Source organism: Luteolibacter flavescens, from assembly GCF_025950085.1.
In the GTDB taxonomy this organism is placed as follows: domain Bacteria; phylum Verrucomicrobiota; class Verrucomicrobiia; order Verrucomicrobiales; family Akkermansiaceae; genus Haloferula; species Haloferula flavescens.
In genome coordinates, this window is record NZ_JAPDDS010000012.1 from 159,801 (window position 1) to 186,107 (window position 26,307).

Below are 26,307 nucleotides of genomic sequence, written 5' to 3' on the forward strand. Positions count from 1 at the left end.
CACGCGGAAAAGTTCGGGGCGGCAGTCATCTGACCCGCGATGTCTTCCTTGACGTATCAGCGTGGGAGGCTTCGTTTCCGCCCTCCCATCACTCATTCATGCGTTCCTGCCTCATTGTCCTCGGACTCTTCGTCCTCGCCGTCGGATTGCGATCGGCGCGGAGGGCGATGTGGCGAAAGCTCGGAGCGCTGGTCTTTCTGGTCGCCAGCTTCCTGGCCCTCTACTTCCTGACGGATTGCCTCTGGTGGGGCGTGGCGGGGGTGGCGCTATGGTTTTTCCTGCCATGGATCGAGCTGCTCACCCGCATCCGGCGCATGCGTCTGCCGCTGGAAAACCGCCTGCGCAGCCGTGAGGTGCCAGATCCCTCGTTCTTTCCGAATGCGGTCGAGGCGGCCGGAGCCATGGAGGATGCAGGCTTCGAGCATGTGGACGATTGCGGCTGGGAATGGGGCGGGATGAAGCAATTCTTCCGCCTTTTTTGGCATCCGGAGGAGAAGGCCGTGAGCGCCGTCTGCCTCTGTGAGCAAGGGGATGTCGCCTTCGCCTTCATCTCCGTGACCTCCCGGGACGAGTCCGGCCGGATCTGGCGCACGACGAATTTCCCCTTTTCCCCAACGCTGAAGTGCCCGCCGCAGATGCGCTGGAACCACGTGCCCTGCGAACGGAATTGCTTTCATCACATCCTGCGCGACCATCACGAGTTCCTGAAGCGTGCGAAGGTCCCGGTGGACTCGCTGGTGATGCCGGATCCCGACGAGATCGAGCATGCCATCGAGGAGGAGATGAAATTCCAGATCCGCTACAATCTCGAGGCCGGGATCATCCGCGATACCGGCAGCGGCCACTTCGAGTATTCCTTCCGCGGCCTCATGTTCCTCTGGGGTCAGTTCGTGAAGGACATGGTGCGGCTTTGCTGAGGGGGACGATGCTGTATCTTGCCGCGACCAGTCCGTGCCGCTAGGCTTCCCGAATGACTCTCTGGCAGCGGCTCAAGCGACCTCCATGGCGGACCCTGCTCCTGCTCGCTGCCATCCTGGGTATCTTCGGGTTTGGCTACCTGTGCTGGACGCCGGGCGAGCGGATCACGGACGGCCGGCATGACCTGCGGCGGAATGGCATCTGGCTCCAGCACGGCTGGATGGGCGACGACGGGTGGTTCAAGGAGACGGAGAGGGATGCCTCAAATTTCCGCGACGCCGGCAAGATCGCGGCGCTGCGCGGAAAGCTGGAGCGCCACGGCATCCGCGACGTTTTCCCACACCTCTGCCCCTGCGAATATGATGGAGCGATTGCGGCGGTCGATGACGCACAGACCGAGCGCTTTCTGGACGGATTCGAGGGCTTCCGGGTGATGCCATGGGTTGGCGGGGTGAAGGATGACTCAGCTGATCCTTCTTCGCCGAAGTGGCGGGCCCGGTTCGTCGAGACCTCCGTCGGACTGCTCATCCGCCATCCCCGCCTCGCCGGACTGCATGTGAATATCGAGCCGATGCCGGATGGTGAGCCGTCCTTCCTGCTGCTTCTGGAAGAGCTGCGGAAGGCGATGCCGCCGGGGAAGATCCTGTCGATCGCAGCCTACCCTCCGCCGACGCGCTGGCATCCCTTTCCCGAAGTCCACTGGGGAGAGTCCTATTTCCGGGAGGTTGCGAAGCGGGTCGATCAGATCGTGCCGATGCTCTACGACACCGGGCTGACGTGGGAGAAGCCCTACCGCAAGCTGATGGTGGACTGGACCCATGAGGTGCTGGCGTGGTCGGAGGGGAGGGAAGTCCTGCTCGGCGTGCCTGCCTACGACGACGCGGGCACCGGCTATCACGACCCGCGGGTGGAGGATCTGGAGAATGCCCTCCGGGGCATCCATGCGGCCTTGGAAGACGGTGTCCCCGCCCACTACGCCGGCATTTCCGTGTATTCGGAGTGGGAGATGAGCGAGGAGGATTGGAAGGTGCTCGGAGAGGCCTTCAACGCGCCGCCTTGAATGGACCGGGCTTTTCCGGTAGTGCGTTATCGATGAAGCTCGATCCCGCCGATGTCTTTGGCAGCGCGATGAGCGGGGTATTCGCCCGCGCCGCCTTGGCATGGCTGGCCGTCTGGCTCGGCCTTGTCTTTGCCACCTTGAAATTCGCCTCCTTGGAGGCGTTCCTGCTCCTTCCTGCGACCATTCTAATGGGTGTCCTCTGGGGCGGCCTTTGGGCGCTGGTGACTTTTCCTATTCTCTGTTTCCTTGGTTACCGCGCTGTCCGCTTTGTCGCGAGAGGCGAGGGCAATTGGTGGGAAGAGCTTTGCATCCTCCTTTTGCTCAGTTCCGCGGTCCTCCTACCGATTACGAAGGTATCCTTGGCTCACTTCGTGGTCGGCTGGTTCGCGGTGTTCTGGCTCGTATCGCTTGCCAAGGGATCTGCCGGGGAAGAAGAGCGGGCCCGATGAACAAAAAACGCCGCACGGCACGGGGCCGGGCGGCGTCTTTCAGATGAGTCCTTTCAAACTCAGGCGGCAGCCTTCTTTTCGAGGGCGGCCTTGGCCTGGGCGACGATCGCGGAGAACGCGGCTGCGTCCTTGACGGCGAGGTCGGCGAGGATCTTGCGGTCGGCTTCGATGCCTGCGGCAGCGAGACCTTCGATGAAGCGCGAGTAGGTCAGATCCTCGTTGCGGACGGCAGCGCTGATGCGCTGGATCCACAAGCGGCGGAACTGGCCCTTGCGCTTCTTACGGTCACGATACTCATAGGTCATCGCCTTGCGGACGGCGTCCTTGGCGTAACGGAAGAGCTTCGAGCGGAATCCGCGGAAGCCCTTGGCGCGGTGCAGCACCCGCTTGCGGCGGGCACGTGAAGCCGGGCTGTTGGTGGCGCGTGGCATGTTTTCTTTTCTGGTCGGACAGGCCGTTGGTTATTCTTTCCTCCCGCAGTCTCGCTTGTCCGGTGGTACCCTTGCGGGTCAGGCTGCGATGGAGGCCGTCCGAGGCGCGGACGGGGGCGCGGTTTGTTGCTTCAGCAGTTCAATGGAACGGAAGGTTTTCCTTCACGTTCTTGATGTCGGCATCGGAGACAAGGGCGGCGCTGGTGAGGCCCCGCTTGCGCTTACGGTTCTTGCATTGGAGCAAGTGCCGGGCGCCTTGCTTCCGGCGCAGAACCTTACCGGTTCCTGTCACCTTGAAACGCTTGGCAACAGCCTTTCGAGTCTTTGCTTTTCCTGAGACGCGTGGCATGGGGCGGCGAAACTAGGGGCCGACCCCGGCTTGGCAAGGCAAAAGTGGCATGGAACCGGGCTTTTCGGACCGGATTCAGTCCCGGCGAAATGGGCTCCGCGTCGAGCGGACGCTGGAAAAATCGGCACCAGATGCCTAAGAATCAAGCGATCAGCGTGTCGGATTCGGAAACAGGCCGCCTTTCCCCGGTCTCAACCCCTTGGTGATCATGAAGAAGCTACCGATCTTTCTGCTGTCCGGAGTCACCCTCGTCACCGGTTTCCTCGCGCTCCGGGTGGTGCACCTTGAGCAGCGCCTCGCCGAGGCAGAGAGCCGACAGGTCCCGGTGAGCCGCCAGCTTCCGGCTCGAAAGCTGGCCACTGCCATCAGCCCGCTGCCGCCGCTGGAGGCAATCCCCCCGCAGATGCTCGCGGCAGAATTGGCCAGCGCCCGTGCCGAGCTGGGCGAGCTGAAGCAGCAGCTCAAGGCCCGGGAGCGGCGTCCCATACTTGAGCAGTCGGGGGCCTTTGTGCCGGACTATTCCAGCACCGCTTTCATCCCGGAGCAGAAAACCGCCATCGAGCACTGGACCGGAGGCGAAAAGCGCCGGTGGGGGCATGAGCAGGCGGTGGGGGCTCCGGACACCCATCAGCCCGGCGACCTACCCTCGGCCTGGGCGTCGAAGGATCCCGACGGGGGCGAGGAGTGGCTGCAGGTGGACTACGACCGCTTCGTCGATCTCCAGCAGATCAATGTCATCGAAAGTCACAACCCCGGCGCGATCAGCAAGGTGGTCGCGGTGCTTTCCGATGGCCGCGAGGCCACCGTCTGGGAGGGGACCATGGATCCCTCCGCCTCGGATGAACTCGTCTCCTCCGCCTTCCCCGTGGAGGAAAACCTCCGGGCCCGTTCGGTAAAGGTGTACCTCGACACCACCCGCGTGCCCGGCTGGAACGAGATCGACGCCGTGGAGGTGGTCGGCCGCGACGGGAAAAAGCAGTGGGCGACCGCGTCGCGGGCCAGCAGCAGCTACGCGGACCCGTGAGATAACGCCGGTGCCCCCCGGATCAATCGTCGCTGCTCACCCGCTTCAGTTTCCCCGAAGCCGTCAGCGGCAGCGTCTCCACCATCTTGAAGACCATCGGCACCTTGTAAGTGGAAAGCACCGCCTTGCAGTGGCGCTGAAGATCGACCGGTTTCGGCGGTAGCGCGGGGTCGGCGGGGATAATGTCCGCGACGGGCACCTGGCCCATTTGAGCGTGCTCGCGACCGTGGACCCGGCTGCGCGTCACGGCGGGATGCTCGTTCAGCACGCGCTCCACCTCCTCGGGGAAGACCTTCATTCCCGCGACGTTGATGAGAGACTTCTTGCGACCCATCAGGAAGAGGTGGCCGTCTTCGTCGCGACGCACCAGATCCCCGCTGGCGAACCAGCCGTCGTCGAGCGGGTCAGGATTCCACGGGACGAGATAGGCGTCTAACAACCCGGGGCCGCGCACGTGGAATTCATCGTCGCGCAGCGCCACCTCGTAGGCGGGCATCGGCTTGCCGAGCGACATCGGTTTCTCGCTCGCGGCATCCAGATTCAATACCGACAGGCCCACCTCGATGATGCCGAGACCTTGGGTCAGCGGCTTGTGAAAGCGTTGCTCGAATGCCCGTGCCGTCGTCTCGGGCAGCGCCGCGGCCGTGGCCACCGCGAGTCGTAGCGACGACCACATGAAGCCGCCCTTGTCGCCGGAAAGCATCGCGAAGTGGAAGGGCGAGCCGTAGATCACCGTCGCGGCATGCTTCTCCGCCGTCGCCAGGATGTCCTCGCGCATGGCCGAGTGCTCCAGCACGGTCGTCGCGCCGAAGTAGAGATAGAGCACGATCGAGACCGCGAAGTGATGGGCCATCGGCAGCATCCACAGCACGCGGTCCTGCGTGCCGATGCACAGGCCGTCGTTCGCGCCGGTGATGCGGGCGAGCAGCGTTTCGTGGGAGAGCACCACGCCCTTGCTCGTGCCGGTGGTGCCGGAACTGAAGCGGATGAAAGCCGGGTTCAGCGCCTGGAATCCATCCTCGGGAAACTCGGGCGTCAGCGGCGCGCAGCGGTGCAGCGTCCATGGCGTGCCATCGCTTTCCGCCGTGAGAAGAACTTCCTCCGGCCCGTGCCATGGCAGGTCGTCGGCCGCGAGGATGAAGTCGAGTGCGGTGGTCGCCACGATCTCCGAGCGCTCCGCATCCGTCAGTTCCTCGGCGAGCGGCACCAGGCATCCGCCCGCCAGCAGCACGCCCATCGAGAGCACGATGTAGGACACGCCATTCGGGCACTGAAGGCCGATGCGCGGGATGCGTCCGATGGCAGGGATGCGCGCGGAGATTTCCCGCGCGTGGCGGAAAAGGTCGCCATAGGTCACGCGGCGATCTCCGCTGACGACAGCCAGCGTGGCGGGATCATGACGGCGGGCGATTTCCTCGATCAGGTTCACGGGACAGGCACTCCGAGGTCTTCGGCGAGTTTGTGTTTCATCAATTCCAGCTCCAGCGGTGAAAGGCAGCCGTCCTTCCACGACAGCGTCATCGAGAGCTGGCCCTCGTATTCCGAGAAGAAGATCCCGACGCCCGGCGGCGAGCATACCGAGGGGACATGATAGCCATTCGTCACGCGGCTGCCATGCAGCATCGCGAGCCCTGGCGCGAAGCTGCCGGTATGGGAATGGAAGAGCGTGCACACCTCGCCCTTCAGATACATGAAGGCCGGGAGATTGTAGAAGCGGGAGGGGCAGCGCTCCATCATCCGCATCAGCGCGTCCATCGAGGCGAGAAGCTTGCGCCGCATGAAGTCCGCGGACTTGCGGTAGAGCGCGCGGGTGGCGGGCTTCAGCTCAGCCAGGTCCTCCGAGGTCAGCAGTAGCGTGTAAACGCCCATGTGATTCTGGAAGAGAGGGCGCTCGCCCGCGCGCTGGGCAGGGAGCGAGAGCAGCACCGGCACCTGCTCGTCCGGGTGGCGCGCGGCGATGACCGACTGCACGGCGCGTGCGGCGATGCTGGCGAAGTACGGCAGGAGTAGTAGTTCACCCGCGGTCGCCGCCATCTTCGCCCGGATGACGGTCGTGGTATCGCGGTCGAATGCATGGACAGCTACCTGGCTTTCCCCTGCATCCACGCCCTTGCGGTGAAAGGAGCGGACCCGCCATGCGGGAAAAGTCCGCATCTCCTCGATCATCGGGAGCGCCTTCTTGTAGAGCGTGGACATCGGCTCGGCCGGGGCAGGGGAGTCCACTCCGCCGCTGCGCGGGGTGCGATCGTCCCCGGGCGTGGCGATCTCCAGCAGCAGCCGGTCGATCCCCACGGCATCGTGCAGCGAGTGGCTCCAGATCAGCACCAGCGTCCACGTGGAGGGCGAGGTGATCACCACGTGGAAGCGCAGGTTCGCCCCGGCTTTCCACACGTCCGGCTCACGCGCATTCAGCAGCCTTTCGATCAGCGGGTGAAGGGCGTCCTTGGAAATCCCGTGGACCTCCAGCGGGATCGGAGCCGGTGTCACCTCGTCCAATCTCCAGCGTGCGATGAAGTCACCACCGCGGGCGATGCGGGCATGCAGCACGGGATAACGATGGCCCAGCACATCCGCGGCATGTCGCAGGGCGGCGAGGTCGGGCTCTCCCTCGCACTCGACCACGGTAGCCGCGAGGTGGTGGCCCTGGCCACTGCGGCGCATCAGGCTTTCCAGCCCGAAGAGGAAGCCATCACTGCACGTCGCAGCGAGAGGCGGAAGGGTCTGTCCGCTCGATGGCATTCAGCGAGAGGATGCCGCTTTTTTCTCTGCCACCAGCGCGGCGATCTTTTCCGCGGTGGAGAAGTTGTCCCGCGAGAGGTCCGCGGGATCGATCTCCACGCCGAAGCGGTCCTCGATCAGGAGCAGGAGCTGCATGATGCCCATGGAATCCAGCCCCGCGGCGAAAAGGTCGCTCTGCGGGGTGATCGCTTGATCGGTATCGAGGATATCGGAGGCGATGAGGGAGGTCAGCTCGTTTTCCATGCGGCGAGGCAAAGAATACGACGGACCGCGGGGCGATCAATACCGGGATTTGCGGCTGGCTCCAAAGGTCCGCCGTCCGGTTTTACCGCTCCAGTCCCTCGATGACCACGGTTTGGACGGATTTCTTCGGCAAGCTCATGGTGAAGTGTCCGCCTTCCACGCTCACCTTACCGGTGGTCTGGTAGCGGCTTTTCCCCATGGGCTCCGTCTGCCAGCCGGTGATGATGGGCTGTCCCCGCGCCCCGAGCTTCGAAAGATCGATCCGCCATTCCCGCCCGGTCTCGCCATCATTCAGGCAGATGACCGTGACCCGGCGCTCCTTTTCATCGAGTGCGGCGATCACGGACTCGTCCCCGGTGGTCAGGATGGTGGCTCCGGGCCGGATGTGGCGGGTGTATTGGGCGAGCACGTGCCACTTCGGGTTTGGCCGGCGCAGGCGGCCCCGCTGCATGTCTGCCGGGATCAGGCCCCAGCCGCCTCCGTCGATGGGCTGCCAGTAGGACCACGAGGTGGGCTTCAGGTCCTTGAGGTCGCGATGAAGGTTGTGCGCCATGTTCAGACCGGTGGGGTCGCCGTCGCCATACTCGGAGTTCCACAGCCGCTTGCCGCCCTCCAGGTGTGCGACCTGATGGAGCTTTGCCCGGTCGCCCTTCGCCTCCTGATAGCCGTGGACATTTACCTGGCCGATCAGGTCGCGCGTCTTTTCGTCGAAGCTTTCCCAAGTCCGGATCGCATGATCGTAATAGGTCTCCTCCGAGGCGGCGATGGGCAGGTCCTCCAGGCCACGCTTGTCCAGTTCCTCCCGCACCATCGGCAGCACGCGCGCCTGTTGTCCCGGCGAGACATGGCAGCCCTCCTGTTTGCAATCGGCGAACCACCAGTCGGACACCGGCTCATTGAAAGGGGAGACCGTGGTGAAGGTGATGCCCCAGTCGTCCTTCGCCTTTCGCGCCACGGCGGCGAGATAGATCGCGAAGTTCCTCTCGTGCTCCGGGGAAAGATTGTCATCGCTCGGCTTCGGCCCGCCCGAGGGATTGTCGTTGCGGGTCATCCACCACATCGGGGAATTCGAGAAGAGCTCGAAGTGCGTGGCACCGCGTTCCTTGGCGAGCTTCAGCATGTTCCGCTGCTTCGCATCGACCGACCAATCCCAGCTCTCCGAAGCGGGGTCGCTGCTGCGGTCATCCAGCCAGAATCCCTGCATCTGGCGGTAGGGGAGGATGATCTTGGACTTCTGCATCTCCTGCTCGCCGATCTTCCGCCATGCGCAAGCACCGGCATTGTAGCGGGCGATCGTCAGCCCGAGCCCCGGCAGCGCCTCGCCCTCCACCCGCACTTCCCGCGTGGTGAACATCGCATCCGCCAGGTCCGTACGATCGCCGAAAACCGCCGCCCACCAGCACAACGAAGCACCCCAGCCCTCCCACTTTCCCTGGCTGACAGTCGGGTCCAGCGTCACCGCCACCGGTTCGGCGTGGAGTCTTCCGGCGAGCAGTAACCCGATCCCTAGCATCCATGATCCTTTGCCCATGTGATCAGTCAATGCGGTGCTCCAACGAACGTCTTGCGATATAGTCCAGCTTCGGGTGCGGCTTTGAACCCTCCGGCAACAGAACTCTGTGGTGATCGGATCTGTCACCCGTGACTCCTTGCATCAACGTGATGTTGCTGTTTGCATGGTCAGCTCTCGTCCGTGTTTTCACTCACCCCTCATCCCGGGAGAGGCATTTCCGACTATCATGAAAGTATTTCTGATCCGCTCTGACCATAGGTGCTACTCGCTTCTACCGAAGGATCCGGCGTTCTTCGACAAGGTGGGTCTCTTCGACGGCCAGCCGATTGAAGGGATATGGAGCAGGCTCGACGATCAGGAGCGCGCCTTCCAAGTGAGGGAACCGGACACTACCCGCGCAGGGGGCTTTCACGACCTCGTGCTAGGCTGTCTGGTTTACGGGGATGCAGTGAGGATGAGTAAGGTAGGCGGGATCCTGGGAAAATCCGGTGAGGTTCTTCCCGGAACGATCGAGGGATACGGGCCGGTCTTCGTGCTGAATCCTTTGGCAAGCTACCCGTGCTTCGATCTTGAACGTTCAAATTACCGGAAGGCAGGAACTGCGGTGGTTCAAGTCTTCGAGCATGTCTTCTTGCCCGACGAGATTGGGGACGCAAGTGTCTTCAAGGCACAGGTCAGGAAGAGGACGTCGATTTACACCGTCTCGGATCGGGGTGATCCGGAGAACGATTTTTATCACCAATATCAGGAAGCTTGCCTTTCCGGCCTGATCTTTGAGGAGGTCTGGCGTTCTTGACCTGAGTTTCCGGGACGGTCGGTTGTTGGCCCATCCATGGTAGACCGGCTGACGCTGCAAGTGCGCCAGCCGTGAGCAGACCAAGGTGGCAGGGGCGGGGAGTCAGAACTTCAGGGATGCGCCGGATATGGTGGTGCCCGGTGGATCCCGAAGCCTTCCTTCCGGCTGATAGGGACACCGCCTGCCATCAGCTCAGCCTCGCCGCCAGCAATTCACGCTGGAACACGATCTCCTTCGGCAGGTAGTCGTAGAGCTTCAGGAAGAGCTCGCCCTGGCTGAGAATCTCGGCCTTCCACTCGTCGGCGTCGAAGGCCATGCATTGGTCGAATTTCTCCTCGTCGAAGCCTTCCAGCCCCTCGGTGTGGAAGTCCTCCCAATCCGGCGTCCAGCCGATCTGCGTCTCGTGGCCGGGGATGCGGCCGTGGCAGCGGTTCACGATCCACTCCAGCACGCGCATGTTTTCGCCGAAGCCGGGCCAGAGGAACTTGCCATCCGCGTCCTTGCGGAACCAATTCACGTGGAAGAAGCGCGGCAGGTGGTTCACCTTGCGGCGCATGTCGAGCCAGTGGTGGAAGTAGTCGGCCATATTGTAGCCGATGAAGGGGAGCATGGCGAAGGGGTCGCGGCGCACGCCTGCCTTCAGGCCGATCGCCGCGGCGGTGACTTCCGAGCCCATCGTCGCGCCGACATAGACGCCGTGGGACCAGTTGAAAGCCTGATAGACCAGCGGCATCGTGTTCGGACGACGGCCGCCGAAGATGATCGCGGAAATCGGCACGCCCTCCGGATTCTGCCACTGGGGATCGATGGTCGGGCACTGCTTCGCCGGGGCGGTGAAGCGGGCATTCGCATGGGCCGCGGGCCTGCCGCAGCCGGGCGTCCAGTCCTGGCCCTGCCAGTCGATGAGGTGGGCGGGAGCTTCCTTCGTGAGGCCTTCCCACCACACGTCGCCATCGTCGGTCAGGGCGACATTGGTGAAGATGGTGTTTTCCTTCATCGACTCCATCGCGATCGGATTCGTGTCGTAGGAGGTGCCCGGAGCCACGCCGAAGTAGCCGGTCTCGGGATTGATCGCATGCAGGCGGCCATCGGCATGCGGCCACAGCCAGGCGATGTCATCGCCCACGATGGTGGTCTTCCATCCTGCGTCCGAGTAGGTCTTCGGCGGCACCAGCATGGCGAGGTTGGTCTTGCCGCAGGCGGAGGGGAAGGCGGCGGTGAGGTAGGTCTTTTCCCCTTTTGGAGACTCAAGGCCGAGGATGAGCATGTGCTCTGCCATCCAATTGTGCTCGCGGGCGATGTTGCTCGCGATGCGCAGGGCGAGACACTTCTTTCCCAGCAGCGCATTGCCGCCGTAGCCGGAGCCGTAGGACCAGATCTCGCGGGTCTCGGGGAAGTGGACGATGTATTTGTCCTCATTGCACGGCCACGCGACATCGGCCTGGCCGGCTTCCAGCGGGGCTCCGATCGAGTGCAAGCAGGGGATGAAGACGCCATGGCCGTCCCGCTTCTGGGGAAGCTCCCCGTTCGCCTCGGCCTCCAGCCGGTCGAGCACCTTCTTGCCCATGTGGGCCATGATGCGGGTATTCACCGCCACGTAGGCGCTGTCCGTGACCTGCACGCCGATCTTCGCGAGCGGGGAATCCAGCGGGCCCATGCAGAAAGGTACGACGTACATCGTACGTCCCTTCATCGAGCCGGTGAATTTCTCCTTCAGCAGCGATTTCATCTCGGATGGCTCCATCCAATGGTTCGTCGGCCCTGCGAGGTCCTTGCGGCGGGTGCAGATGAAGGTGCGGTCTTCCACGCGGGCCACGTCTGATGACGTGGAGCGGGCGAGGAAGGAATTCGGGCGCTTCTCCGGACTCAGCTTCGTGAAGGTGCCCTTCTCTACGAGGAGCTGGCAGAGGCGGTCCCACTCTTCCTGCGAGCCATCGCACCATTCGATGGCATCGGGCTGGCAGAGGGCGGTCATTTCCTCGACCCATGCGAGGAGTTCGGCGTGGTGGACGGGAGCGCTCATGGCATCCGTATCAAACGCGCCCATTTGCCATGGTTCAACCCAATCGATGAAAATGGGCCGAATCCCGGAGGATTTGACCGGATGCCGCCAACTTGCGCCAAAAACAATCAACCCCCGCAGGTTGCCCGCGGGGGTTGAGGAAGCTTCAGGATGATATGAAGGAAGCTGCCGTTCAGTTAGGAGTAGATGCGGCGGCGCCTCTTGGCTGGGCGTCTTCCGCAGACTTGCGGTCTTCGGGGATCGCCTTCACGGCAACGGGACCGATGCGGGGGTCCTCGCTGGGCACCAGGAAGCACAGCGTGCGCATCTCCTTGTCGTATTCCCAGATCGCCGAGTAGAGCGGCTTCGTGTTGCCGGGGATGATGAAGAGGGCACTGAATCCACGGTTATCACCGCCGATATCAAGGTCCACTGGCTTCCACCCCACGGGCACGCGGACGGCCTTCTTCTCCAGACGGACTTCCATCTCCTTCGGAGTGGAATTCAGGAAGCGGTAGGTTCCCCAGCGGAAGCCTGCCGGATTGTCATCGAAGACGACCGCGCGGATTCCCGCCGGATCCTTGGGATCCGGGAGCAGCATCAGCAGGGGATGGGTGACGTTCGCGCCGATGGTGAAGGAGTGCTGGGCAGCCGTGCCATCGGCGGCTTTTTTGTCCAAGGCTCGGACGAAGAACGGGCCATCACCCCTCAACTGGAAGAAAGGACTGCGTTTTGACGGATGAAGTTGCGTGATCTCGACCACGTTTTCACCGCTCACCAAGGCGAGCTTGCGTTGGGCGATCTCTTCGTCCCACGGCAGCACCCGCACGGAGGGGGCGGCGTGGGATAGTGCAGGGGCCAGAAGCAGGGCCAGAAACAGACGACGGAAGTTCACGTAAACAAGGTGTTACCCGGGCGGCGGGATGTCAACGCCGCCGCCCGGGAAGAATGGAACTTAGTTGTAGTGCGGGTCGGTGCCGCTGGCGCTCTGGACGCGGGCGAGTTCACGCACGCTGATGATCTCGAAGCGACGGCCGAAGCTCTTGTTCACATCGGACTGGAGATTGGCCACCAGGGTGGATGCGTCATCCTTCGGATCGACATACTCCGGCACACGCTGGACGACGGCCTCCAGGCAGACCTGCGCGAGGATGTTGCCCTTTTCATCGCGGGCCTCGCCCTGCGAGCGGATCACGAAGGTATCCGAGCGCGAGGTAATGAAGGGTGCCAGCGCTCCCAGCACGTCGGCCTGGCTGAGCCAGCCCGGGGTGTTCGTGCCGGTATTCGGATTCGGGAGGTTCTCCCGGTTCGGATAGGCGGCGGTGTCGAAGCGCGGGTAGGTGACCTTTTTGTTCAGGTCGGTCTTGTCGATCGCGCTCTGGACCGCGCCGGAGATATTCATCGTGCGATCCGTCGCGATGCGGCGGTTCACGAACTCACCCAGCGAGAGGAAGGGACCGCGCAGCTTCACCTCGGCCACGATATTGGTGGCTAGGGTCTTGATGTCCGCATCGGTGAGGGCGCGGAAGCCAGCCCACGGATCATTGGTCACCATCTTCGCCGGGCCGGAGTCCACGATGTGGCGGAAGCGGGATTGCGGGGTCTGCTCCTTGTCCACCGGTTCGGCTCCGCGGAGGCTCGACAGCATGGCAGCCCAGGCGTCCTCGCTGGTCGAGTTGATGTTGAAGCCGCCGTCCACCATCAGGTGTCCCGCGATGCGGGCGCTACCGGCGGGAGCGCTCAGGCTCACCTTCAGTTGGTCCGCGGTCTTGCCGCCGTAGTGCGGAGCCATGCGGGGATTACGGAGCGGCTTGGCTGCCGGGTCGTTGTAGAAGGCGCCGAGCACGTCCTCCAGGGACTCGCTGCTGGACATGAGATCCTCGTTCCAGATGTTGGGGCCGACGGAGCTGCTGGCTTTCCGCTGGCCCTTCCCGGGAGTCGCCCCGGAGAAGAAGAAACCGTCGAAGAGAGCCTCGTTCGCCAGATAAGCCATGTCATAGACGCCCAGTCCAGTCGGAGTGATGGCCACGGGGTCGCTACCCGAGGTCATCGTCATCCGGCGGGCGACACTGGACCCGGGAAGATAAGGGGATGCCCACGAATTGCCGACTTGGCTGGGATTGCCGAATGCAGTGGCCGAAAGGTCACAATGTTGGAGGGCTCCCAGCGAGAGCATAGGCGACTGTGGGATCTCGAAGAAGGGCAGGTGGGAGTAGCCGGTGCTGGAGCTGTGCGACGGGCCGTAGTAGGCTTGTGCTCCAGTCGGAGTCGTCTGGACCGCCAGAGCGGCCAGCGACGTGCCCCCCTGCATCATTGTCTCGTAGTGAGGACCGCTTTGCATCTGGGTGCCGCTGAGGTAGTGATTCACGAATGCTTGGCGCGGGTTCGTCGTGAACATCAGGTCGGCATTTGCAACGCCGGGTAATGATTGCGCCACGCGGTGGTAGGTGAGCAAGCTACCCACCAGACGAGGGTTCTCCTTGATGTCATTGAAGGCGAATGTCGGGTAGCTCATCGAGTTCTTGCCCGCGGCGTAGCTCTTGGTCGATTGGACCTGCGTGTAGAAATACAGGTTCCTTTCGGCGGGGAGAGCTTGCTGAGCACCATTGGCCGGCCGAGCTTCGACCATGAGTTCCCGGCTGGGATTCTTGATCTGGTAGGAGTCGGCCATGTTCACGATCATCGGATACTGGTCGCGATCGAACGTGGCGGTCTGCGACATCACCTGATCGCCATTCTTCAGCAGGTAGTTGAAGTCTTCCGCGTGATTGATCGAGTTCCGCATGTTGAGGATCACGCCGCCTTTCAAGGAGGCGGTGATGTCGCTGGCGCTTGTGACGGTGCGCATCCGCCAGGTGCGCGAGGCTGCGGCAGTATTCGGCTGGAGATCCCGCCGTGTCGCATCCGCGAGGCAGAACACCTTCACTTCGCCGGGGGCAAACTTGATCTTTTGTCCGATCGTGCTCGTTCCGGATCCCACCGGGCTACCGGTTTCGGTCAGGTGGAAGTAGAAATAAGGACGGCTGGAGCGGCCGTGGTACTGGCCGTCGGCGCTCTGGTAACCTTCACCCACGAAGCGGGAAAGGTGGAAACCCCGGGATTCGTTGGCACCCGTATCCGCCCTCTTCACCTGCCATGGCCAGTAAACCGCGAAGTCGATCCACGGGTAGATGACCATACCTTCGCTCTCGATGCTGACATTGTATGGATTCCACACCGTCACCAGCGGAGTGAGAAGAAGGCAGAGGGTGCCATCGTTCTTGGCCATGACGCTGAAGAACAGGTTCATGCGGTCCAGCACCGGCTGGATCGAGGGCTGGGTCTTGGTGCCGAAGGGGCGGCCGCTGACGATCTCGGACGACGGGGTCGCGATGTGCGCGTAGGGGCGCTCGAACGCGGTGAGGTCTTTCTCCGAGGAGCCGTAGAGGTGGCGGTAGCTGCGGTAGTGATTCCGCAGCATGTCGAAGGTCGGGACCCCGTTCACCTGATACTTGTGTTTCACCGAGGCCGGTGGGAAATCCATGGTCACCTGCACCTGGGCGTTGTTCGCCACCGGGGTGAAGAGGGGCTTCTGGCCCTTGTACTCGGTAGGGCCACCGCCGCGGAATGGATTTGGAATGGAGACGTCACCATCCTGCCAGGCAGTCTTGATGAACTCCGTTTCCGTCATTTCAAAGCCGGTCGAAAAGTCAGCCTTGAGTCCGCCCTTCACGGGATTGGTGAGGAGACTGTATGACGAGCTGGTGAAGTGGGCGCGTGCCTTGCCCAGATCAGCGCGGTCCACGCCATAGCCGGGATCGAGCGAAGCCTGAAGGAAGTCCACTATGGTCGCGGGGCGACGATCCCAGTTGTCTTCAGGGTGCTTGATGTAGGAGGTGAGAGACAGATTCGGGCGCGCAGGAGCGTGAAGCTGCTCCGCCAGCTCCTGACGGTTCTTGTTGTCGGCACCGATGTTGATTTTGGCGCGGGTGTTTTCCTGGCTGACGGCCCAGGCGAAGCTTCCGGGGGTCTTTTCGTTGTCCACCGGGACCTTCTCTCCGAAGAGCTCGAAGCCGCTGCTGTCCTGCGTGAAGAGCTTGGCAACGTCGCCGGCAGGCGCGGTGGCATGCCAGAGGAGTTCCCGGGTCTTTTGTGGATCGGCCTGCGAGACGAGCCATGAGCGGAAGCCGGTCTGCTGCTTCGGCGTCACATAGTCGACCCTCGGGGTGGACGAAGCCGTGGTTTTCGTCACCAACTCGGGGGACCATCCATTCCACACGCCGACGGCAGCTGGATTTGCGCTGCTAGCCAGGATGGAGGCATCGGCCGTCGAGCGACGGTCGTCGCCGAGGTCCTTTTGGAGCTGGGACAGCGCCATCATGAGACCGAGGCGGGCATTGGCGCGGGCTGCGGCACGGGCGTCACCGATGCTGCTTTTTCGCAGCTCGATGGACGTCAGGCTCAGGAGGCCCACCGCCAAGATGGTGACCAGAACCATCAGCGAAAGTGTGATCACTAGGGCGAATCCCGAGTCTCGCTTGGGATGGGCCTTTTTTCTGAAGGAAGTGAGCAATTGGAGTTTTTGGTGCACGACGTGTTTACGTCGTAACTTCCGCTCGGGTTTAGTTCCGTTTAAATCCCACGCAAAAAAGCCGGGCTTCGAGGGTTTTGTGGGTCTTGTATGCACAATGACAAACATTGATGCGAGGGTTTGCGGTGTCAAGCAGCAGTCTCACCGTGGACTTGGGACTTACCCGTCCTGATAAAAGGATGAGCAAAGTGCATGCTGACGTAGCAATGAATGCGCTTTGGCGTGGGAGAAACCGCCAAAAAATTCCCGAAAAAATCGGGCCGCCCTCGCCCCGCCCGCCCGTTGCGGGGTCGAGCGGGGCGCAGGCCACCCTGGAGGGAGGTCCTGATTACGAAGGTCCTCCGGAAATTCTGTCCGAAATTTCCTTCCCACCTTCAGCGGTGGCTTCAGCCAAGTTCGCTCATTGTTCCGGACTCACTCTTTGGAGTCATCGAAACAGGTCCCGGGGGCTCACCATGAGTCGCGGCCATGCTGCCGGAGGTCGTATTTTGCTGACCTTACAGCCCACCGAAGCGGCGGTGGCGACGGGAATACTCCTCAACGGCCTCGTTCAGATCGGCCTGATGGAAGTCGGGCCAGAATTTCTTGAAGATCACAATTTCCGCGTAGCTGATCTGCCAGAGGAGGAAATTTGACACGCGCAGCTCGCCCGAGGTGCGAATGAGCAGGTCGGGATCAGGGATCTCGGCCGTGTAGAGCCGGGAGGCGAAGGTGGCATTGTCGATCTTCGCGGGATCGATCTTCCCCGCCACCGCGTCGGCGGCGAGGGAGCGGGCGGCTTCCACGATCTCCTCGCGGGCTCCGTAGGAAAGCGCGAGGATGAGGGTGAGAGAGGTGTTGCCTGACGTGCGCTCGATCGCCTTGTCGAGCTTGCGGCGGGTCCTCACCGGCAGGCGTTCGAGGTGGCCGATGGCCTGCAGCCGCACGTTCTGCTCCATCAGCTCGCCGGCTTTTTCTTCCAGGAAGCGCTCGAGCAGGGCCATCAGGGCGGTGATCTCCGCGGCGGGACGGTTCCAGTTCTCGGAGGAGAAGGCGTAGAGCGTGAGGAACTCGACGCCGAGTTGCTTGCAGCCCTCCACGCACTCGCGCACGGACTCGGCTCCGGCGCGGTGACCGGAGATGCGGGGTTTGCCGCGTTCTTTCGCCCACCGGCCATTGCCATCCATGATGATGGCGATGTGGCGGGGGATGGAGGACGACTCGCTCATGTCGCGGCCAAAGGAGGGGAGGGGGGACGCGGATTTCATGAAGCCGGGGTGAATTTTCAGACGACCAGCGTCTGAGCACGGTCCGGGCCGACGCCGACGAATTTCACGGGCGTGCCGCACAGCTCGCTGAGGCGCTTGAGGTAGGCCTTCGCATTCGCCGGCAGATCGAGGAAATTGGTGCACGCGGTGGTGTCCTGCATCCAGCCGGGCAGTTCCTCGTACACCGGCACGGCGCGGTCCCATGCGTGGCGGTCCGCCGGCGGGAGCTCGTGGATGGTGCCGTCGATGTCGTAGCCGGTGCAGATGCGGAGCGTCTCGTAGTTGTCGAGGCCGTCCACATTCGTGACCGCGAGGCCGGTGGTGCCATTGACCATGCAGCCGTGGCGGAGCAGGACGGCATCGAGCCAGCCGCAACCGCGCGGGCGGCCGGAGACCACGCCGAATTCCCGGCCGAGGCCGTGGAGATACTCGGACAGGCCCTCGTCCACGGTAGGGAAGGGGCCGGAGCCGACGCGGGTGGTGTAGGCCTTGCACACGCCGATGACCTGCTGGATCGCATTTGGCGGCAGGCCGCTGCCGGTGCAGGAACCACCGGCGGTCGTATTCGACGAGGTGACGAAGGGATAGGTGCCGAAGTCGATGTCGAGCAGCGACCCCTGCGCGCCTTCGAAGAGGATCGTCTTCCCGGCCTTCCACGCGGAGTGGAGCACCGGGATGGTATTCGTGACGTGGGGCTTCAGGCGGGCGAAGGCGGCGAGCACCTGGTCTGCCTGGGCAACGGCGTCGAAGGTCTCGAGACCCTCGAATTTCGACAGCAGCTCATTCGCGTCGGCGGTGCGGTGGCCCACCATCTCGCGGAAGTATTCCTCATTGAGTAGGTCGGCGATGCGCAGGCCGCAGCGGTTCACCTTGTCGGCGTAGGTCGGGCCGATGCCGCGCTTGGTGGTGCCGATCTTGCGGTCGCCGAGCGCTGCCTCGCGGGCCGCGTCGAGTTCCTTGTGCAGCGGCAGCACGACGTGGGCACGGTCGGAAATGAGCAGCTTGTCCGGCGTGATGGAGACGCCCTGCGCTTCCAGTCGCTCGATTTCCGCGACAAGGCCGACCGGATCGACCACGACGCCATTGCCGATGATGTTGAACTTTCCATCCCACAGGATGCCGGAGGGCAGCAGGTTCAGGATATACTTCGTGCCCTTGGCGATGACCGTGTGGCCGGCGTTGTTCCCGCCCTGGCCGCGCACGACGACGTCGGCGGTTTCGGTGAGGTAATCGACGATCTTGCCTTTGCCTTCGTCTCCCCACTGGAGACCGGTGACGATGGTATTCATGCTAGGGCGGCTGGAGTTTAAGCGGAAGGGATGTGATGAATCGAACCCGGGACGGCAAGTCCGAGCACGGTCAGGATGGATGGGGCGAGAGGCGCGATGTCCTCAATGCGATTGCTTGCTGCTGAAAGAATCAAGGTCGCGAAGGGCAATCGCGGCAGATTTTGCTGAAAACTGAGATTGGAATCGACTGTGATGAAAGCCCTGCAGCGACCGGAAAGCGCCTGCAGCAGCTTGCCATTCTTCGCTCCGGCGAGTCCGAGTTGTGGCACGGTGAAGACCTGATGACCGGGGGGCAGCCTCACCAGCCTTTTGGGAAGGCATTCGTCGATCACCACGGCGTCCTCCATCAGGCGGCGGCTTCGACGCTGAGTTCGGCTGCCTTGAGGACGGCCAGGGCTTGGGCTTCCGTCACGGTCGGGAAGTCTTCGAGAAACTCGTCAAGACGGTCCCCCCCCATCAGATGATCGAACAAGGTTTTCACAGGCACACGGGTCCCGGCGAACACAGGAGTGCCGCCAAGGATTTCCGGGTCACGGGAAACTTCTTTCACGAGTGCAATCTAATGGGGTGCCGGCCGTCTCGCGAGCGGCAAGTTACTTCGTCGAGTCGATCAGCGACGCAAATTCCTCGAAGAAGTAGCTCGCGTCGTGCGGGCCGGGAGCGGCTTCCGGGTGATACTGGACGGAGAACACCGGCATGTCCTTGTGGCGGATGCCTTCGACGGTGTCGTCGTTCAGGTTGATGTGGGTCACCTCCGTATTCGACGGCAGCGAGTCGGGATCGACGGCGAAGCCGTGGTTCTGCGAGGTGATCGAGATCCGGCCGGTGCGCAGGTCCTTCACGGGCTGGTTTCCGCCGCGGTGGCCGAATTTCAGCTTGTAGGTCTTGCCGCCGAAGACGTGGCCGAGGATCTGGTTGCCGAGGCAGATACCGAAGACGGGCTTCTTGCCGATGAGCTTCTTGATCTCCTCGTGGATGTAGCCAAGCGCGGCCGGGTCGCCCGGGCCGTTCGAGAGGAAAATGCCGTCCGGGTTCCTGGCGAGGACCGCCTCGGCGGAGGTGCGGGAATTCACCACGTCCACCTCAAAGCCGGCCTGGCGCAGGCGGCGGAGGATGTTCCACTTGATGCCGAAGTCGAAGGCGACAATGCGGTGCTTGATCGGCGGCAGTTCGAAGTAGGTATCGAGGTGGCCGGTTAGCGCATTCGGCAGGGTGAAGCGGCGGGACTCGGAATCCCAAAGGTAATCATTAGGAGTGGAGACTTCCTGCACGTAGTCCATGCCTTCCATGGAAGGGGACTGCTGGGCGGTGGCGATCGCTTGCTCGGTGGTGAGCTCGGTTGTGAGGCAGGCGCGCATGGCACCGCGCGAGCGCAGGTGCTTCGTCAGCGCTCGGGTGTCCACGTGCTCGATGCCCAGCACGCCATGCTCCGAGAAGTAATCCGGCAGGGTCATCCGCGAGCGCCAGTTCGACGCGACGGGGGAAAGCTCGCCGATCACGAAGCCGCGGACGTGCGGGGCGGAGGACTCGGCGTCTTCCGGATTGATGCCGTAGTTCCCGATCTGCGGGTAGGTCATCGAAACGATCTGGCCGCGGTAGGAGGGATCGGTGATGACCTCCTGATACCCGGTCATCGAGGTATTGAAGCAGATTTCTCCGGTCGTGGTTCCGGAGGCACCGAAGGCACGGCCTTCGAAAAGGCGGCCGTCTTCCAGGGCGAGAATGGCTTTCATGGGCGCGATGCTGCCGCGAAAGGGAAGGAAGGGCTGCCCGCGCGGCGGGCGGAACGTAGGTGAGGGCCGCCCCACGTCACAAGCGGAATTCGGAACCGTCTGCGTTCACGGCGTCAAATGGAGGAAATCCACCCCCGGAAATTTCGAGAAATCCGCATCGAAGCTGACCAACCGGCATTCATTTTCCACCGCGAGCGCGGCGAGCCAGGCGTCGGTCCAGAGCTTGGGGCGGAAAAAGGAGGCCTTTGACCAGTCATCAAGTCTTCCAAAAAGCCCTTCCTCATCCTGAATGAACAGGACGTCGGGCAAGCTCAGGAGTTCTTGGCATTTTCGGGCTGCAACCTCCGGGGAGAAAGGATCACCAAACATTACCGGCCCCGTGGTGAGCAGCCGAGGAAGCCCTATCAAGGTGACCCCGCAGAACGCCACAAGATCCTGTCGCTGGTCATTCCAGTAGTCGAGCGCCCGTTCGTGGTGGGTGTGACCCGAAAATGAAAGAGCAAGCCAGACATTCAGATCAGGAAGATCGACTGCCGGGGTCATGATTTTGTCTTGATGCCCCATCTCTCCATATCCTCTTCAAGGAAGATCTCGTCGATTTCGGCATTGGTGAGCGACGGGATGGTAACGCCTCTGGATTTTAGTGGCGGAGGCAGCGGGCTTCGCACGGGCTTACTCTTGGCCATATCGGTCCCATAGAGCCCTTTTTCCACGAAGCCGGTCAGCAGTTGCTTGAGCGTCACACCTTCCGCTGCTGCCTTGACCTTCAGGTCGCGGAAAACGGGATCAGGTAGATCGAGCGTCGTCCTCATGTCCGCATCTTCGCATCTTGATGCGAAAGCGTCAATCCGCCACCTCCACCTGTCGGCGGAGCTTGTGGGCGCGGGAGAGATTCCGCTGGTAGATTTCCTCCAGCCGCTTGGTGAATTCGTGTGCGGTTTCGCCCTCCTCAGGCACGACCGGGTCGCCGAGCTCAATGCTTATGCGGATGGGGAACTCGGGCTTTTTCCAGAGCGGCCAGCCCTTTTCGAGGAAGCGGGTATTGCTGCGGATGAAGACGGGGCGCACCGGCACTCCGGCCCGGCGGGCGATGAGCGCGCAGCCGCCGCGCAGGGGATTGATCCACCGGGCTTCGCGCCGGGTGCGCGTGCCTTCCGGGAAAAGCAGGAGCTGGCCGCCTTTTTGCAGGGCGTCGGCGGCATCCTTCACCATTCGGGAGGACGAGCCATTCGGGATATAACCCGCGAGCCGGGCACCGCCGCCAAGGAATGGATTCTTGAGAATCGCTTCCTTCATGATGCAGATCGGTTGCGGTAGCTTGGAGATGACGAAAACCGCATCCCAGAGCGAAGTGTGGTTCGGCGCGATGATTACTGCCCGCGGATCATCCTTCAGGGCATCCAGCGAACTCAGGTCCGCCTGAACGAGATCGGTCGCACGGAGGTAGCCGACGAAGACCCGGAAGGCCCGGTGAAGCATCCCGCGGCCCAGTCGCTTCGCCACAAGGCAAGGCAGAACGAGGATCAGCGGGATGGAGACGAGTGTGAATAACAGCCCGAAGATACCCCAGTAGGCAAAGGCCCCCAGCGTGGCCGCGGCCTCCCACGGGAGACGCCACCAGCGGCGCGTCTGCGCGGCAGTGGAGGCGGACCTGGGGAGGGTTTGGCTTTCCAGTGAGGGCATGGAATAACAGCGCGGGAACTATAGCCTGTTTGAATCAGCGCGGTCCATGGAAAATTGCGTTGCGACTTGCCACGTCGGGCGCACGAGGGATGGATCGTCCGCGATGCACGATCCTCTCGCCGCGCTGCCCCATGGTCCGGAATTCCGCTTTGTCGATGCCCTCGAATCGCTCGACCCGGGCAGGTTCGCGACGGCCCGCTATCTGGTCCGGGGTGACGAGGGATTTCTGGCGGGACACTTTCCGGGAAATCCGCTGATGCCGGGCGTCATCCTGATCGAAGCGATCGCACAGCTCGGCGGGGTGGTGGCCCAGAGCGATCCGGCGATCCCGCCGCTGGAAAACCTGCTCCTGACCGGTGTCCGCGGCGCGAAAATCCTCGGCGCTGCGAAGCCCGGCGAAACGCTGACGCTGAGGGCGGAGGTGGAAGGCCGCCTCGGCGGCATGATCCAGATCTCCGGCGAGGTGAGCGTGGGGGATCGCCCGCTCGCCTCGGCGAAGGTGATGCTCAGCGGTCAGGAGAGCGTCTCCTGAGGGCTCAGTCCCATTTGCGGACCACGAGAGTCTCCAGCATCTTGTCGAGCGTTTCCAGGCCCGGGTTGATCTCTGCGGCGTGCTGCTCCAGCCATGCCGCTGCGTCCTTTTCATAGGCTTCGAAGTTCTGGCCGAGTTCCTCGTGGCGCTCGGTGCTTCGTCCAAGGTGCTCGGCCTTCGTGACGTATTCCTCGGGCAAACCCGGGAGCGTCACGGGGAAGGTGGCGATGATCTGGCAGGAGTCATCATCCGAGAGGCCGAGGAAGAGGTAGTGGAGCTGGTTCTCGCGGAGCAGCTCGGGCTCGGTGGTCCACTGGGCGAGGAGCCGGACCCCGTGCCCGCCCTCGAAATCAATGCGCTTCCGGAGGCACTGGAAGGAGAGGCTGGCGTCCATGAAGGCGGGGACGACCGCCTTGCCTTCGCCTTTGATTGCGGCGTCCATGCCCTCGCGGAGCTTGAGGATCGTCTCGGCGGACTTGTCCTTGCCGTCGACGCCGTCGGTGAAAATGGCCGCCCATTCGTCCGCCTTGTGGATGAGGATCTGCGGGGCGGTGGGGCTTTCGCCCGGATCGCCGGGATCGCGGTTGAGGTCCTTTGGCAGGGAGCCGGGAAGCCGGATCGCCCAGTGGCGTGGGCGGGAGGCGAACTGCGGCTTGTAAACCGCCGGGACCTCATTCGCCTCGCGGGCCTTCACGACCTGCTGCCACTCGCCGGTGGTGTAGAGCGGATTTGCCGGGACTTCCTCGACGCGTGCGGAGGGCTTCCAGTCAAGCGGGACCTCGACGGAGAAGGGACCGGCCTGGACGCGGGGATCGGTATCGACCGCGGTGCTGCCCGTGCCGCCGGAAGATCCGCGGCCCTTGCAGCCGCAGAGCGCCGATCCAGCGAGGCATATCCAGTGTCTCCGGGAGAATTTCATGACCATCGTTTCTTGAGTTCCGCTCGGGAAAGCGACCAAGCCGAAACATCGGCGGCTGTTTCCCAATGACGAGGCATTTCCCATCCAGCCAGGACTTCGGTCATGCGCTGGCGGAGCTGTTCCAGCGTCCCGGACTTGAGTGCCACCAGTGCCGTGATCTCCTCGACCCGTTCAGGATCATGGCTTTTCACGCCAAAGACGCGCGCTCTCTCGACCAAGCCGCTGGCCATGAGCGCTGACTCGATTTTTGCCGGGCCGATCTTCCTCCCGGCGACATTGATCGACTCCGCTCCGCTGTTTTCTAACATCAGCCGCCCTGTCTCGATCCGTCCGAAGTCCTGTGTGAGGTATTGCCCACCTCCGAGGATCTCGCCCTCGCGCGCGGATTCATAGCCCAGCGCCACGGAATCGCTCTCGACGAGGAAGCGCCCGGATTCGCAAAGCCGCACGGCCACGCCGGGCAGGGGGGCTCCGAGGTCGGAGGCGCATTCCCGCGGCGAATCGCCGCCATCGTAGGAAATGCCGCCGCATTCGCTGGCACCGTAGAAATTGTGCAGCTTCAGCCCGCAATCCGAGAAGACCTTGTGCTCCAGCTCCAGCGAGAGTGGTGCGCCCGCCGAGACGGCCAGCGCGATCCTCGCGTCTCGCAGGATCCCGGCACGGTGCCAGGCCTTCCACATCGAGGGCACGGCTTGGAGAGCCACCGCTTCGTGGGCCGACATCGCGTCCACCATCACCTTCGGGAAAGGCACCTCGACCACATGCACCGGGATGCCGTGTAGCAGCAAGGGCAGGATGATGCCGGAAAAGCCATACGAATGGGTCACGGAGATCGCGGCCAGATTCGGCATGCCGGGCCGCAGTCCCATGGCGGAGACGAGGCGGTCGGCATCGGCGGCGATTTGTGAGGCGGAGAAAAATACGGCCCGCGGTGTGCCTTCTATGCCCGGAGTGAGCTTCAGGTGAGCCGTTCCTTCCGGGAATGACGCGGGCAAATCAGGGATGGCGGCGCCCTTTTCCAGAGGCAGCACCGGTTGGCCGTCGCGCCAGCCTTGGAGGGTGGAGACCGCGATCTCGACCACGGAGCCGCGCGCGAGCACAGGGCCGTCAGCGGGAGTGCGATCCTTCAGGCCCGCCACCAGATCGGAGAAGCTCCACGACCTGCCGCCATCGATCACCGCGACCTGATCCCGGTATCGGGAGGCTGTCTCCTGCCAGCGTGAGAACAACATGCCGGGTTCAGTCAGGGCTTTCCGTGGGATGGGGGTTTGGCATCGCCATGACCGAGAAGTGCATGAGACGGGAGGGGGAGTCAATTTGACCCTCACATGAAATCCTCGCGATCCGGCTTCCGCTTGAGGGTATCTGCTGATTCCTTTGACGGATGGGTGGGGCACTGATGGTGTTGGGTCTCTTCGGCTCGCTGGTCGTTTGGCTGGTGGCTATCCGTCCCTATGCCCGCCAGCATGGGAAGGGCTTTACCCCCGGGGCGAATATCGGCGTCACCGCTTGGGTGGATTGGGAGCAGGCGAAGCTGGTCGCGGGTGAGCGAGGAGACCGGGGGATGCTGCGGGTTTGTTCGGTCTTCTTTCTCCTGAATATCGCCGTCGTGGTGGGTTTCCTCTCTCTCCTTTTCTTCTGAGGCTCTGACACCATGCCTCGCATCGAACTCGTCTTCGACATCGCCGCCCCGATCGAGCGGGTCTTCGATCTCGCCCGCAGCATCGACGTCCATCAGGAAAGCCAGACGCGACATGGCGAGAGGGCAGTCGCGGGCCGCACGTCCGGGTTGATCGAGGCAGGGGAGACCGTGACGTGGGAAGCCACGCACTTCGGGATCCGGCAGAGGCTTTCCAGTCGCATCGACTCGATGACGAAGCCCGTGCATTTCCGTGACTCGATGATCTCCGGGGCGTTCGCGGATTTCGTGCACGATCACCATTTCGAGGCGATCCCGGGTGGGACACGGATGACGGATGTCTTTGACTACACCGCGCCGCTCGGGCTGCTGGGTCGCTTGGCGGACGTGCTGTTTTTGGCGCGGTACATGCGGAGGTTGTTAGAGGAGAGGAATGAGGTCATCCGGAGCTTGGCGGAGAATGAGAGCAGGCTTCCCAAGAAATGATGCGCTGGGACGTTCATTCGAAGATGTGTAGCTGGATGAGGCTGGGTTTGTTGGGCTTGGTGGCATTGACGTGGCTTGTCGGATGCACCAAGCCGGAGCACCGCGCGGCGAGGGATTATCGGAACAAGCTGGCTGATGAGATCGCCAAGTCCTCGTTTATCGAGGTGATCGAGCATTCCTACATAGATGACTTTCCTGAAGAGTCATTTCCTGAATTCATGCCCCGCTCCTTCGACGATGTCCCGACGATCGAGTATGCTCGCATCCGGCTTTCCGCAGAGCAAAAGGAGGCTCTGGTGAAGCGCGTCCGGTCCTTTGACCGGACGGCATCGCCGGTAGTTAGCTTTTGCAGCTTCGACCCTCACCACACGATAGAGTTTCACTCGGATGCCGGGATAATCTCTCGATTTGAGATTTGCTTCGGGTGTTCGGGTTTTTCATGGGACGCCGCCAGGCTTCAGGGAAGCCCGGAGAGTTGGATGCAGGAGTTCAAGGGATTCATCGCGGAGATCGGCATGCGTCCGGAGGCAGATTGGAAGGACCTCGTTCTGAAATCGGGGCAGGTCCCGATCCGTCGCTGAAGAGGGCCTGATTGCTGGGAGCGCGGAGCCTGTAAAGGCCGGAGACATGGGTTACACTTGTTCGGGGACATGGGTTACACTTTTGGGCACTTCAGCTGCCAGCG

Annotated in this window: 28 protein-coding genes; 9 read left to right on the top strand and 19 right to left on the bottom strand. The window is 62.8% G+C overall.

Annotated features, from left to right (window positions below; genetic code table 11):
- The first annotated feature begins 98 nt into the window (after nucleotides 1-98).
- Genes OKA04_RS19160 through OKA04_RS19170 form a run of 3 tightly spaced genes read left to right on the top strand, consistent with a single transcriptional unit; the run spans nucleotide 99 to nucleotide 2,427 of the window.
- Complete coding sequence (locus tag OKA04_RS19160) at nucleotides 99-917, top strand: hypothetical protein (RefSeq protein ID WP_264502818.1); 819 nt, start codon at nucleotides 99-101, stop codon at nucleotides 915-917.
- Between the two features lie 53 nt (nucleotides 918-970).
- The gene (locus OKA04_RS19165; protein ID WP_264502819.1) at nucleotides 971-1,978 is read left to right on the top strand and encodes a glycosyl hydrolase family 18 protein; all 1,008 of its coding nucleotides are present in this window, start codon (nucleotides 971-973) and stop codon (nucleotides 1,976-1,978) included.
- Nucleotides 1,979-2,010: 32 nt separating this feature from the next.
- On the top strand, nucleotides 2,011-2,427 hold the full coding sequence (locus OKA04_RS19170) for a hypothetical protein (RefSeq protein WP_264502820.1): 417 nt from the start codon (nucleotides 2,011-2,013) through the stop codon (nucleotides 2,425-2,427).
- 59 nt (nucleotides 2,428-2,486) lie between these two features.
- Here the strand turns inward: OKA04_RS19170 and rplT are convergent, their stop codons facing one another.
- Both rplT and rpmI read right to left on the bottom strand, forming a co-directional pair.
- The gene (gene rplT, locus OKA04_RS19175) at nucleotides 2,487-2,858 is read right to left on the bottom strand and encodes a 50S ribosomal protein L20 (RefSeq protein ID WP_264502821.1); all 372 of its coding nucleotides are present in this window, start codon (nucleotides 2,856-2,858) and stop codon (nucleotides 2,487-2,489) included.
- Nucleotides 2,859-2,997: 139 nt separating this feature from the next.
- On the bottom strand, nucleotides 2,998-3,207 hold the full coding sequence (rpmI, locus tag OKA04_RS19180; protein WP_264502822.1) for a 50S ribosomal protein L35: 210 nt from the start codon (nucleotides 3,205-3,207) through the stop codon (nucleotides 2,998-3,000).
- 208 nt (nucleotides 3,208-3,415) lie between these two features.
- Between rpmI and OKA04_RS19185 the strand changes: the two genes are divergently transcribed.
- Nucleotides 3,416-4,231, top strand: coding sequence for a hypothetical protein (locus tag OKA04_RS19185; protein ID WP_264502823.1), 816 nt, complete (start codon nucleotides 3,416-3,418; stop codon nucleotides 4,229-4,231).
- 22 nt (nucleotides 4,232-4,253) lie between these two features.
- On the opposite strand, the gene OKA04_RS19190 is transcribed toward OKA04_RS19185, so the two are convergent.
- The 4 genes from OKA04_RS19190 to OKA04_RS19205 all read right to left on the bottom strand — a co-directional run bounded on the left by OKA04_RS19190 (nucleotide 4,254) and on the right by OKA04_RS19205 (nucleotide 8,744).
- Complete coding sequence (locus OKA04_RS19190; protein ID WP_264502824.1) at nucleotides 4,254-5,660, bottom strand: class I adenylate-forming enzyme family protein; 1,407 nt, start codon at nucleotides 5,658-5,660, stop codon at nucleotides 4,254-4,256.
- A complete protein-coding gene (locus OKA04_RS19195) occupies nucleotides 5,657-6,970 on the bottom strand; it encodes a condensation domain-containing protein (protein ID WP_264502825.1) in 1,314 nt (437 codons plus the stop codon). The genes OKA04_RS19190 and OKA04_RS19195 overlap by 4 nt, the downstream gene beginning before the upstream one ends.
- Nucleotides 6,971-7,213, bottom strand: a complete 243-nt coding sequence (locus OKA04_RS19200; RefSeq protein ID WP_264502826.1) for a phosphopantetheine-binding protein — start codon at nucleotides 7,211-7,213, stop codon at nucleotides 6,971-6,973.
- An 82-nt stretch (nucleotides 7,214-7,295) separates the two neighbouring features.
- Entirely contained in the window at nucleotides 7,296-8,744 is a 1,449-nt protein-coding gene (locus OKA04_RS19205; protein WP_264502827.1) for a glycoside hydrolase, read from the bottom strand.
- Between the two features lie 208 nt (nucleotides 8,745-8,952).
- On the opposite strand from OKA04_RS19205, the gene OKA04_RS19210 reads away from it, so the two are divergent.
- On the top strand, nucleotides 8,953-9,522 hold the full coding sequence (locus OKA04_RS19210; RefSeq protein ID WP_264502828.1) for a hypothetical protein: 570 nt from the start codon (nucleotides 8,953-8,955) through the stop codon (nucleotides 9,520-9,522).
- Between the two features lie 187 nt (nucleotides 9,523-9,709).
- Here the strand turns inward: OKA04_RS19210 and OKA04_RS19215 are convergent, their stop codons facing one another.
- From OKA04_RS19215 to OKA04_RS19265, 11 genes are all read right to left on the bottom strand, one after another.
- Nucleotides 9,710-11,545, bottom strand: coding sequence for a phosphoenolpyruvate carboxykinase (GTP) (locus tag OKA04_RS19215; protein WP_264502829.1), 1,836 nt, complete (start codon nucleotides 11,543-11,545; stop codon nucleotides 9,710-9,712).
- Between the two features lie 172 nt (nucleotides 11,546-11,717).
- Nucleotides 11,718-12,419: a hypothetical protein gene (locus OKA04_RS19220; protein WP_264502830.1), complete on the bottom strand. Its 702-nt coding sequence runs from the start codon at nucleotides 12,417-12,419 to the stop codon at nucleotides 11,718-11,720.
- Nucleotides 12,420-12,479: 60 nt separating this feature from the next.
- Nucleotides 12,480-16,001, bottom strand: a complete 3,522-nt coding sequence (locus OKA04_RS19225) for a hypothetical protein (RefSeq protein WP_264502831.1) — start codon at nucleotides 15,999-16,001, stop codon at nucleotides 12,480-12,482.
- A 590-nt stretch (nucleotides 16,002-16,591) separates the two neighbouring features.
- The gene (gene uppS, locus OKA04_RS19230) at nucleotides 16,592-17,341 is read right to left on the bottom strand and encodes an undecaprenyl pyrophosphate synthase (protein ID WP_264502832.1); all 750 of its coding nucleotides are present in this window, start codon (nucleotides 17,339-17,341) and stop codon (nucleotides 16,592-16,594) included.
- 17 nt (nucleotides 17,342-17,358) lie between these two features.
- Nucleotides 17,359-18,630: an adenylosuccinate synthase gene (locus OKA04_RS19235; RefSeq protein WP_264502833.1), complete on the bottom strand. Its 1,272-nt coding sequence runs from the start codon at nucleotides 18,628-18,630 to the stop codon at nucleotides 17,359-17,361.
- Between the two features lie 17 nt (nucleotides 18,631-18,647).
- On the bottom strand, nucleotides 18,648-18,977 hold the full coding sequence (locus OKA04_RS19240) for a hypothetical protein (protein WP_264502834.1): 330 nt from the start codon (nucleotides 18,975-18,977) through the stop codon (nucleotides 18,648-18,650).
- The gene (locus tag OKA04_RS19245) at nucleotides 18,977-19,189 is read right to left on the bottom strand and encodes a DUF433 domain-containing protein (protein WP_343226912.1); all 213 of its coding nucleotides are present in this window, start codon (nucleotides 19,187-19,189) and stop codon (nucleotides 18,977-18,979) included. The genes OKA04_RS19240 and OKA04_RS19245 overlap by 1 nt, the downstream gene beginning before the upstream one ends.
- Before the next feature lie 34 nt (nucleotides 19,190-19,223).
- Nucleotides 19,224-20,363, bottom strand: a complete 1,140-nt coding sequence (gene carA / locus OKA04_RS19250) for a glutamine-hydrolyzing carbamoyl-phosphate synthase small subunit (protein WP_264502836.1) — start codon at nucleotides 20,361-20,363, stop codon at nucleotides 19,224-19,226.
- Nucleotides 20,364-20,468: 105 nt separating this feature from the next.
- A complete protein-coding gene (locus tag OKA04_RS19255) occupies nucleotides 20,469-20,906 on the bottom strand; it encodes a TA system VapC family ribonuclease toxin (protein WP_264502837.1) in 438 nt (145 codons plus the stop codon).
- Nucleotides 20,903-21,175, bottom strand: coding sequence for a hypothetical protein (locus OKA04_RS19260; RefSeq protein WP_264502838.1), 273 nt, complete (start codon nucleotides 21,173-21,175; stop codon nucleotides 20,903-20,905). Before OKA04_RS19260 ends, OKA04_RS19255 begins: the two co-directional genes overlap by 4 nt.
- Before the next feature lie 31 nt (nucleotides 21,176-21,206).
- Nucleotides 21,207-22,046, bottom strand: a complete 840-nt coding sequence (locus OKA04_RS19265) for a lysophospholipid acyltransferase family protein (protein ID WP_264502839.1) — start codon at nucleotides 22,044-22,046, stop codon at nucleotides 21,207-21,209.
- A 103-nt stretch (nucleotides 22,047-22,149) separates the two neighbouring features.
- Between OKA04_RS19265 and OKA04_RS19270 the strand changes: the two genes are divergently transcribed.
- Nucleotides 22,150-22,578: a 3-hydroxyacyl-ACP dehydratase FabZ family protein gene (locus OKA04_RS19270; protein WP_264502840.1), complete on the top strand. Its 429-nt coding sequence runs from the start codon at nucleotides 22,150-22,152 to the stop codon at nucleotides 22,576-22,578.
- 4 nt (nucleotides 22,579-22,582) lie between these two features.
- Here the strand turns inward: OKA04_RS19270 and OKA04_RS19275 are convergent, their stop codons facing one another.
- Nucleotides 22,583-23,497, bottom strand: a complete 915-nt coding sequence (locus tag OKA04_RS19275) for a hypothetical protein (RefSeq protein WP_264502841.1) — start codon at nucleotides 23,495-23,497, stop codon at nucleotides 22,583-22,585.
- Entirely contained in the window at nucleotides 23,494-24,729 is a 1,236-nt protein-coding gene (locus OKA04_RS19280; RefSeq protein ID WP_264502842.1) for a class I adenylate-forming enzyme family protein, read from the bottom strand. The genes OKA04_RS19275 and OKA04_RS19280 overlap by 4 nt, the downstream gene beginning before the upstream one ends.
- Before the next feature lie 152 nt (nucleotides 24,730-24,881).
- On the opposite strand from OKA04_RS19280, the gene OKA04_RS19285 reads away from it, so the two are divergent.
- Genes OKA04_RS19285 through OKA04_RS19295 form a run of 3 tightly spaced genes read left to right on the top strand, consistent with a single transcriptional unit; the run spans nucleotide 24,882 to nucleotide 26,203 of the window.
- The gene (locus tag OKA04_RS19285; RefSeq protein WP_264502843.1) at nucleotides 24,882-25,139 is read left to right on the top strand and encodes a hypothetical protein; all 258 of its coding nucleotides are present in this window, start codon (nucleotides 24,882-24,884) and stop codon (nucleotides 25,137-25,139) included.
- A 12-nt stretch (nucleotides 25,140-25,151) separates the two neighbouring features.
- Entirely contained in the window at nucleotides 25,152-25,622 is a 471-nt protein-coding gene (locus OKA04_RS19290; protein WP_264502844.1) for an SRPBCC family protein, read from the top strand.
- Nucleotides 25,619-26,203 carry a hypothetical protein gene (locus OKA04_RS19295; RefSeq protein ID WP_264502845.1) on the top strand — a complete coding sequence of 195 codons (585 nt, stop codon included), beginning with the start codon at nucleotides 25,619-25,621 and terminating at the stop codon, nucleotides 26,201-26,203. The genes OKA04_RS19290 and OKA04_RS19295 overlap by 4 nt, the downstream gene beginning before the upstream one ends.
- The last annotated feature ends 104 nt before the right edge of the window (nucleotides 26,204-26,307 follow it).